The sequence below is a fragment of the Castellaniella sp. genome (assembly GCF_034007085.1).
Classification (GTDB): Bacteria; Pseudomonadota; Gammaproteobacteria; order Burkholderiales; family Burkholderiaceae_B; genus Castellaniella.
The window spans coordinates 1-8774 of sequence record NZ_JAVERO010000094.1; the positions used below are offsets into that span (position 1 = coordinate 1).

The 8774-nt window shown below is 64.5% G+C and carries 8 protein-coding genes; 2 read left to right on the forward strand and 6 right to left on the reverse strand.

Annotation, left to right across the window (positions count from 1 at the left end; all coding sequences use genetic code 11):
* The 6 genes from RBR29_RS08670 to RBR29_RS08695 form a co-directional block, all read right to left on the reverse strand.
* On the reverse strand, window positions 1-630 hold a 630-nt coding region (locus RBR29_RS08670; protein WP_320348640.1), incomplete at its 3' end, for a retention module-containing protein.
* A 237-nt stretch (window positions 631-867) separates the two neighbouring features.
* Window positions 868-1503, reverse strand: a complete 636-nt coding sequence (locus RBR29_RS08675) for a response regulator transcription factor (protein WP_320348641.1) — start codon at window positions 1501-1503, stop codon at window positions 868-870.
* 11 nt (window positions 1504-1514) lie between these two features.
* Window positions 1515-2801: an HlyD family type I secretion periplasmic adaptor subunit gene (locus RBR29_RS08680; protein WP_320348647.1), complete on the reverse strand. Its 1287-nt coding sequence runs from the start codon at window positions 2799-2801 to the stop codon at window positions 1515-1517.
* A 79-nt stretch (window positions 2802-2880) separates the two neighbouring features.
* Window positions 2881-5079, reverse strand: coding sequence for a type I secretion system permease/ATPase (locus RBR29_RS08685; RefSeq protein ID WP_320348642.1), 2199 nt, complete (start codon window positions 5077-5079; stop codon window positions 2881-2883).
* 13 nt (window positions 5080-5092) lie between these two features.
* Window positions 5093-5314 carry a hypothetical protein gene (locus tag RBR29_RS08690; RefSeq protein ID WP_320348643.1) on the reverse strand — a complete coding sequence of 74 codons (222 nt, stop codon included), beginning with the start codon at window positions 5312-5314 and terminating at the stop codon, window positions 5093-5095.
* Between the two features lie 79 nt (window positions 5315-5393).
* Window positions 5394-6875 (reverse strand): TolC family outer membrane protein, encoded by a 1482-nt coding sequence (locus RBR29_RS08695; RefSeq protein ID WP_320348644.1) that lies wholly within the window; start codon window positions 6873-6875, stop codon window positions 5394-5396.
* Between the two features lie 508 nt (window positions 6876-7383).
* Here RBR29_RS08695 and RBR29_RS08700 point away from each other — a divergent pair.
* Both RBR29_RS08700 and tsaE read left to right on the forward strand, forming a co-directional pair.
* Complete coding sequence (locus RBR29_RS08700; RefSeq protein WP_320348645.1) at window positions 7384-8277, forward strand: AEC family transporter; 894 nt, start codon at window positions 7384-7386, stop codon at window positions 8275-8277.
* Between the two features lie 16 nt (window positions 8278-8293).
* Window positions 8294-8774 (forward strand): tRNA (adenosine(37)-N6)-threonylcarbamoyltransferase complex ATPase subunit type 1 TsaE (gene tsaE / locus RBR29_RS08705; protein WP_320348646.1); only part of this gene is annotated, 481 nt, incomplete at its 3' end.

Here is an 8774-nt window from a genome sequence, read left to right on the forward strand (position 1 = left end):
CGTGCCCGCTCCAAAGGTCACCTTGGCCGTGATATCGCCCGTGCCCAGTTCGTCGGCATTGATGTGACCGTCGTTGTTCGCATCGGTCGTGATCTCGACAAACACCTGGGGTGCGATCGTGTCCTGAATAACCGTCACACCACCCTCACCCCCAGCAACCCCACCCAGCTGCACGAATTCAGGCGTTTCCACCCCCGGACGCGGATAAGCCAGCGCCAGGGGTGTCGTGGCTTCCAGGATGCTGGCCAGCCGCGTGAAGCTGGAACCGCCGCCACCGCCGCCGGTCAACACCGCAGCGGTCGGATCCAGGATGGCAAACGGGTCCTGGCCTGCGTCCAGCGCGGCCAGCACCTGGGCGGCTACCGGATCGGCCGGCGGCGTCACGGCGTTGTCGGCTGGCTGCGGCTGCGCAGCGGCCAGGTCTTCCGTGACCAGCATGTCGGTGTTCTGGCCGACGATCACCGGCGGCACGCCGTTGGCCTGCAGGGTCACGCTGGCGCCTTCATCCGTCAGGATGCGGGCGTTGACCGGCACGCGCATGCCTTCGTGCAGCGCAATCGTCGTGCCATCGGATGCACGCATCCAGGCCTTGCCGGTGACGTGAGTGATCAGGACGGTATCGGTAGCCATGGGGAATCCTCAGTGTGAATTCGATCTGAATCTGTTGGGCCTGCCAGGCATGCGCTGGGCATCCTGGCGGCGATCATGGGGGCATGCTACGCGGCGGCACGTTTCCGCGATATTGGCGCTTTGGCCAATAGATATTGGCGTTTTGGCCAATAGGACCAGGATGCGAGCCGGGACCCGGCAACGTCCCATCGACAGCGGTGGCGATCACACGGCATCAGGGGACGACGCAGACCCGGTTCAGGCATCCACGCCACGCGCCGCGTGCTGGTCGATGCCGTGCACCCGCAGGGCCAGCATCAGGCGGTCGGTGACGCCCAGCTTTTCGAAGATGGCGGAAATATGCGCGCGCACGGTGCGCTCGGTAATGCCCAGGACATCGGCGATGGACTGGTTGGAATGGCCCAGGGCGACGTAGCGGGCCACGTCGCGTTCGCGCACGGTCAGGTCGCGCGCCCAGTCCTGGTTGGGTTCGGGCCTGGCCTGGCCGATCTGGCTGAGCATGCGCGACAGCATGTCCTTGCCCACCCAGATTTCGCCACCCATGACGTGACGCAGCACACGGTCCAGGCCACTGACCGGCATGTAGGCATGCACGTACCCGGCTGCGCCCGCCACCAGGGCGCGCTGGCCCTCGGGGTCGCCGGGGTGGGTGCTGGCGACGACGACCTGCAGGCCCGCCGGCACCTCGGACAGATCGCCCCCGGCCCTGGGCAGCAGGCGGGCGTCCATGACGGCCAGCACGCCGCGCCGGCCCCACAGGGCCAGATCGGACAGGCGCTGCCCGCGCGCCGGCGCCCAGCCCAGCCCGTCCAGCCCGGCCCAATGCCGGTACAGGGCATCATCGGCAGTCAACAACAACACAGGTAGCGTCATGTCGAGTCCTTTCAGCGTTCGCGGAAGGCGTTGGAATGCGCGCGCAGCACAGGTTTGAGCAGATACTGCATCAGCGTGCGCTTGCCCGTCAGGATGTGGACCTCGGCCATCATCCCAGGGATGATGGGCCGTTCGTCACTGCCCACGTAGGCGGTTTCCGTGCGGACCTTCACGATGTAGTAGGAATTTCCCTTTTCGTCGGTGATGGAATCGGCGCCGATTTCCTCGACGTGGCCCTGCAGGCCGCCGTAGATGGAAAAATCGTAGGCCGTGAACTTGACCTCGGCCTGCTGGCCCGGATACAGAAAGCCAATGTCGCGCGGGTTGATGCGCACTTCGAGCAGCAGGGTATCGTCCGACGGGACGATGTCCATGATGTCCTTGCCAGGCGAAACCACGCCGCCCACGGTGTTGGCCGTCAGGGTCTTGACGGTGCCATTGACCGGCGAACGGATATTGGACAGGGTCACGCGGTCGGCCAGCGCAACCTGGCTTTCCAGCAGGGCGGACAGCTTGGCACGCGCATCGGACAGGTCGGTGCGCGCCTGGTTGCGGAAGGTGACCTCGGTTTCGTTGAGCTTGGCCTCGGCTTCCTGGATGGACGCCTGGATCTTGTCGATCTGGGCCGCTGCGGATTTCTGTTCGCCGCAGAATCGCGCCACGTCGCGCTGCAGGCGCAGCAGATCCACCTGGGACACCGCACCGCTGGCCAGCAGCGGCTTGGTCATGGAATATTCGCGCGACGCCAGGCCGCAGCTGGTGGCCGCCTGGTCGCGGTTGGCGATGGTGGAACGCAATTCCTGCTGGCGCTGGTTGAGCTGTTCCCGGGCGACTTCCAGGTTGGCCTGCAGTTCGCGGGTGCGGGCCTGCCAGACGTTGCGTTCCTGTTCGGCCAGTTCTGGCGCCTGGGACTGGACGTCCTCGGGGGCCTGGTAGGGCGCGTCATTGGCGATGGCTTCCAGGCGGGCGACCTTGGCCTTCAGGGCCAGGGCCTCGGCGCGGTTCTCGCCCAGGGACGAGGAATAGCGCGTAGGGTCGATGCGCAGCAGGATCTGATCCTTGACGACCTTGTCGCCGGGACGCACCAGGATTTCCTGGACGACACCGCCATCCAGACTCTGGATGACCTGGACCTGCCGCGAAGGCACGACCTTGCCTTCGCCGCGCACGACCTCGTCGATCTGGGCGATCGAAGCCCAGATGATCAGCACGAATACGGTCAGCAGGGACATCCAGATCAGCAGGCGCGATCCGCGTGTGCGCTGCTGGCTGAGCGCCCAGATGGCGTCATCGATCATGTCGCTGCGGCCGCCCTCGTGCTTGGGCGCAAAGGACTGACGCAGACGGGCGAGCAAAGCAAACAGGGTTTTCATGGCCTCAGTTCCTGCGTGCGCCGCCGATGCGGCCCTGGCGCAGAGCCTCGACGACCTGGGCCTTGGGTCCGTCGGCCACGATGCGGCCATGATCGATGACCATCAGCCGGTCGACCAGATCCAGCAGGGACGTGCGGTGCGTGACCAGGACCAGCGTCTTGCCCTGGCTGGCGACCCGCAAGCGGGCCTTGAGCTGGGATTCACTCTGGTGATCCATATTGCTGCTGGGTTCGTCCAGCAACAGGATCTGAGGATCATTGACCAGCGCACGGGCAATGGCGATCGACTGGCGCTGCCCCCCGGACAGCGAATCGCCGCGTTCGCCGACGATCATGTCATAGCCTTCGGGGTGGCTGGCGGCAAATTCATCCACGCCCGCCAGGGTGGCGGCGCGCAGGACGTCTTCATCAGTGGCGAACGGCGAGGCGATGGTCAGATTGTGCTTGAGCGAGCCATAGAACAGCACCGGGTCCTGGGGCACATAGCCGACCGCGCGACGCACGTCGGCCGGATCGATCTGGTTCAGGTCGATGCCGTCGATCAGGACTGTGCCGGAAGTCGGCGCGTAGAGTTTCAGGACGAGTTTTTCGAGCGTGGTCTTGCCCGAACCGATGCGGCCGATGATGCCGACCTTTTCGCCCGGCTGGATGCGGAAGCTGATGTGATCCAGCGCCGCGATGGAACTGTTGGGGTAGGCGAAAGTGACCCCCTGGAATTCGATGCCACCCTGCAGGATAGGGCGCGGCATGAAGGAACGACCCGCCGGGCGCTCGACCGGCATGGCCATGTAGTTGTCGATGGATTTCAGGGATGCCTTGGCATTGTGATACTGCATCATCAGGCCCACGACCTGGCCCAGGGGGGCCAGGCAGCGCCCGGAAATCATGGACGCCGCGATGATGCCGCCCATGGTCATGCCGTCCTGGACCAGGTAGACGCCGATCACCACGACGGCAATATTGACCAGTTGCTGGCAGGTCTGCACGAAACTGACGGTGACCGACGAGGTGAGCTTGATGTGTGCGCCCAGTTCGGCCAGCCAGCGGGTGGATTCTTCCCACATGCGCTGGGAATGGCTCTGGGCGTTGAGCGCCTTGACGGTTTCCATGCCATTCAGGGCCTCGATCAGGCCGGCGTTGCGCTGCGCCCCGGCCTGAAAGGATTCGAGAGTCATTTTTTCGACCCGGGCCAGGGAAAACAGCGACACGGCCAGGATCACGGCGATGGCCAGCAGGGGCGGCAGCACCATCCAGGGCGAAATCCAGGCCAGCACCCCCAGGAACAGCAGCACGAAAGGCAGGTCCACCAGGGTGGTCAGACTGGCCGAGGCGATGAAATCACGCACGGATTCAAAGGACCGCAGGTTGGAGGCAAACGAGCCCACGGAGACCGGGCGGCTTTCCATGCGCAGGTCCAGGACCTGTTCCATGATGCGCGAAGACAGTTCCACGTCCACCCGCTTGCTGGCGATGTCCACGACATAGGCGCGGATGCCGGTCAGCACCAGGTTGAACACCATGGCCAGGGCGATGCCGATGGTCAGTGCCCACAGCGTTTCGACCGCGCTGTTGGGAATCACGCGGTCGTAGATGTTCATCGTGTACAGCGGCATCACCAGCGCGAAGATATTGATCAGCACGGCGGCAGCCACGGCGTCGCGGTAGAGCTTCCAGTTGCCCAGCATCGCGGCCCAGAACCAGTGGCCGCTGCGCGCCCGCATGTGGGCGTCCTGGGTGCGAGCTTCTGTTCGGTAACGGGGCTGCACGAAGCAGGCCAGGCCGGAATATTCGGCCTGCAGTTCGGCGCGTGGGACTTCGACGGGTTCGGCTGTCTCTGGGTAATGCACCAGATAGTGATCGGGGCGTTCCTGGACCAGGACGCAGGCACGCTGGTTTTTCAGGAACAGGATGGCCGGCATGACACTGCGCGACCAGTTGCCCAGGGTGCGGCGCACGATCCGGGCGCTGCACTGGGCGCGGCCAGCGGCCCGGCTCAACAGCGACGGCGTCAGGCGCTGGTCCACCAGCGGCAGGCCCGATGCAAGCTGCTGCGCGGTGCAGGGACGGCCCAGCAGCCGCGTGATCAGCGCCAGGCTGGCCAGCAGGGAATCATCATGCAACTGGTGCGGCGTGGCGCCCGGCAGTTCCGGCGCCGCTGCGGCACCAGGCGGGTTGGCCGTCGTTGCTTCGGTTCGGGCCGCCATGGCGGCAGCAGCCTCAGAGGATGGCATCGTCGTCGGAAATCAGGTTCAGGGCACCCTGCAATCGCTGACGGGTGCGCTTGCGTTCAGCGAGCTTTTCCAGCGCCTGGGGCGGCAGGTCGGTCAGGCGCAATGATCCATTGGCAATCAATGCGTCGATCAGGTCTTCCAGAACGCGGATGAATCCGGCATCCAGTTCCGAGAGATCCTGTTTGAAACGTTCCTGATCAGAAGCCATCGGCATTCCCCTCTAGCGGCAGGAAACCCGGGCCACAGGGCCCGGGGGCATTGCTACGGTTGCATTCAGTGCTGAAAGATCAATTCCAGCCGCTGGCCGCCTTGTCGGCAGGGGCCAGCACCGGCGGCTTCATGCCGGATTGGTAATTGACCTGCAGCGGCTGCAGATTGCGTGTGTCCGGCAGCGGCGTCAGGCAGGCCTTGAGCACCTCGTCCGGGAATTCGAGCTTGGAAGCCTCGTCGGGCTGTTCCTGGTAGGGATCCGCCAGCCCCAGCGTCGGCAGCAGTTTGTGGGACAGCGCCAACCAGCGATATTCGGCCGTGCGCAGGTCGAAGATGCCATTGGCCAGCGCCCGGCGCGCGTCGAACAGTTCGTTCTCGGTATCCAGCAGGTCCAGCAGGGTCCGCTGGCCGATCTTGAACTGCTGCATGTAGGCCACACGCACCCGGGCAATGTCGCGCTCGTGCTGTTGCAGGAACGGCATCTGCTGGCGCAGGCGCACGATGTTGTTCCAGGCAACGGACAGTTCCTGCTGGACATTGCGGCAGGTGTAGTCTCGCACGTCCCGGGCGGCATAGGTCTGGGCCGCAGTCTGGCGGACGCGAGCCGCATCGGCGCCGCCACGGAACAGGTTGAACGTGGCCATCAGCTGGACATTCGAACTGCGCGTGGTCTCGTCGCTGATGTAAGGCGGATCGGAACGATCACGGCCCGTGGCGGCGCGCAATTCCAGCGTCGGAGCAAAGCGGCCTTGCGCCGAAGCCTTGCCGCGCTCGGCCGCCTGGACCAGCGCCTGCTTGGCCAGCACGGTCGGGCTGACGCGCACGGACTGGCTGAAATCGGTCGGGTCCTTGGGCAGCGAAGCATCGACGTCGGGCGTTTCGGACAGGGTTTCGGCCGGGACCTGGCCGATGATGCGCTGGTAGCGCTGGGTGACGTCGTTCAGATTGCCCGAGGCGGTCAGCAGATTGGTCTGCGCCAGGGCCAGGCGGGCCTGGGCCTGGACTTCGTCCACCCCGCGACCGACCCCCGAGGAACTGCGCTCGGAGATCTGGCTCAGGATGTCCTTGTGCAGGTTGTAGTTCTGTTGCGCCAGGGCGACCTGCTCGCGATAGCGTTGGACATCCAGATAGGCCTGGGTCGCCTGCTGGGCCAGGTCGTCGACCGTGGCCTTCAGGGTGTAGTAATCGGCCAGCTTTTCAAAACCCAGCTGGCGCACGTCGTTGATCGTGGAAAAGCCGTCGAACAGCAGCTGGCGCAGGGACAGGCTGTAGCCGCTGCGCGACCAATCGGTGGAACCGTTGCCGCGGGAACTGCCGCGATATTCACGGCCCGTCCAACCCTGCAGATTGACTTCGGGCAGCAGGGCGCCGCGACGGACCTTCTGGCCTTCGAGTCCGGACTGGAAATTGTGAAACTGCGCCTGGACCTCGGGGTTATGCAAAACAGCCGTCTCGACCGCCTGGGGCAGCGTGACATTGTCGGCAAAGGCCAACGGGGAAAACGCAAAGACCAACGCCGCCCCCAGGGCGGAAAGCGGCGCTTTTTTATGACAAACCATGTTCAATGCTCCTGAACTCGGAGACCAGACGATCATGAGACCATCGGGTCTTTGATGAGATTGGGATTCACGCACCCGGATCGTTCGCACAGGCGAACGCCTGCTTCCGGGACAAGTGCCGGCACCACGATCAACGAGATCAATCTCAATCCAGGATGGGGACCGATGATGCCATGCCTATGTTCGAGCGGTACGACCGCCAGAAAAGCATCAATATCGGATCTGCATGGTAGGACAGGGCTGAGCGCCCATTGGCAAGTCGGAGCCTCTGGTTTCCGGCCAGAGTTCTTGAAGCATAAACTTGCGTCTTGGCACGTCTTGGAATCAAAACGTAGGCGCATTGTACGAATCTGAAGCAACTGTGACTAGTGCCTGATAGGACCAAAAGCCAATAATTGACAATATTTAAGGGTAAATCCCATGAAAGCGGTCGATTGCCGGGGGTTCAGGCCGGCACGCCACGTACAATCATGCCAAGCCCGCCACAGGGCCGTTCACGCTGTCACCCATGTCCATCATCCTGCTCATCCTGCCCGATTTCCTGCTGATCGCCCTGGGCTGGGCCCTGCTGCACCATCTGGGATTCGACCGGGCATTCTTTGCCGGCGCGGAAAAACTGGTCTATTTCGTCCTGTTTCCCGCGCTGCTGTTTCATTCGATTACCCGCACGCCGCTGGATCTGGGCAGCACCACGGTCCTGCTGGCCGCCACCGTCGGCGTGATGCTCGGCGGTATTGCCCTGGCCTGGCTGGGCCGTCTGGTCGTGCGCCCGGATCCGGCAGCACACGCTTCGGTGGCCCAATGCGGGTTTCGCTTCAACACCTACCTGGCCCTGTCCCTGGCCAGCGGCCTGCCCTGGTCTGGCGCGCAGACCACCATGGCGGTGTTCGTCGGTTTTGCCGTGCCCATCAGCAACATCGGCGCGGTGCACGCGCTGGCCAGCCGGCATGGCGGGAGCGCGCTGCGCGAAATCGCACGCAACCCCTTCATCCTGGCCACGCTGGCCGCGCTGGCCTGCAATTTCCTGCGCGTGCCGATTCCGCAGGCGCTGGATGTCGCCCTCGGGCGACTGGGGGCCTGCGCCCTGGCCATCGGGCTGCTGTGCGTGGGCGCCACCCTGTCCCTGCGCGGCGGACGGGCACACATGCCGCTGATGGCCTGGATGGTGACCGCCAAATTGATTCTGCTGCCGCCCATCGCACTGGTTCTGGCCTGGGCGCTGGATCTGTCGGCCGGCGAACGGATGGTGCTGGTCCTGTTCAGCGCCCTGCCCACGGCTTCGTCGGCCCATGTGCTGGCCGCCCGCATGGGCGGCGACGGCCGGCTGGTGGCCGTCACCATGTCGATCGGCACGCTGCTGTCGGCCGTGACCTTGCCGCTGTGGCTGGACGCTGTGACCTGAAACCGGAACCCTGCCAATGACACCATCGCCCCCTGCCATCGAATGGCCCCTGCCCGATGAAGACGCCACCGTGGCTCTGGCGCAACGCCTGGCCGATCTGGTCTGCGGCCAGACGCCGGACGGCCCGGCTGCCGGAGGCCGGATCCACCTGCGCGGCGAACTGGGTACAGGCAAGACCAGCCTGGCCCGCGCCCTGTTGCGCGCCGGCGGTGTGACGGGCCGGATCAAAAGTCCCAGCTACGCGCTTCTTGAAAGCTATAACGTTTCTAACTTATACTTCTATCACTTTGATTTCTATAGATTTAGCGACGCGCATGAATGGCGGGATGCAGGTTTCGACGAACTGCTGGACGCACAGGCAGTCGTCCTGATCGAATGGCCCGAACAGGCCGGCACGCGATTACCGCCTCCGGACCTGGACATCCGCCTGGAATACGCCGGTGCCGGTCGGCACGCCCGCCTGACCGCCTGCAGTGAAAAAGGACAACAATGGCTGA

Coding starts and splice junctions, on each gene's coding strand:
- RBR29_RS08685 (WP_320348642.1), bottom strand. CDS start 5,079: ATGGCGGCCCGAACCGAAGCAACGACGGCCAACCCGCCTGGTGCCGCA.
- RBR29_RS08675 (WP_320348641.1), bottom strand. CDS start 1,503: ATGACGCTACCTGTGTTGTTGTTGACTGCCGATGATGCCCTGTACCGG.
- RBR29_RS08680 (WP_320348647.1), bottom strand. CDS start 2,801: ATGATCGATGACGCCATCTGGGCGCTCAGCCAGCAGCGCACACGCGGA.
- RBR29_RS08700 (WP_320348645.1), top strand. CDS start 7,384: ATGTCCATCATCCTGCTCATCCTGCCCGATTTCCTGCTGATCGCCCTG.
- RBR29_RS08690 (WP_320348643.1), bottom strand. CDS start 5,314: ATGGCTTCTGATCAGGAACGTTTCAAACAGGATCTCTCGGAACTGGAT.
- RBR29_RS08695 (WP_320348644.1), bottom strand. CDS start 6,875: ATGGTTTGTCATAAAAAAGCGCCGCTTTCCGCCCTGGGGGCGGCGTTG.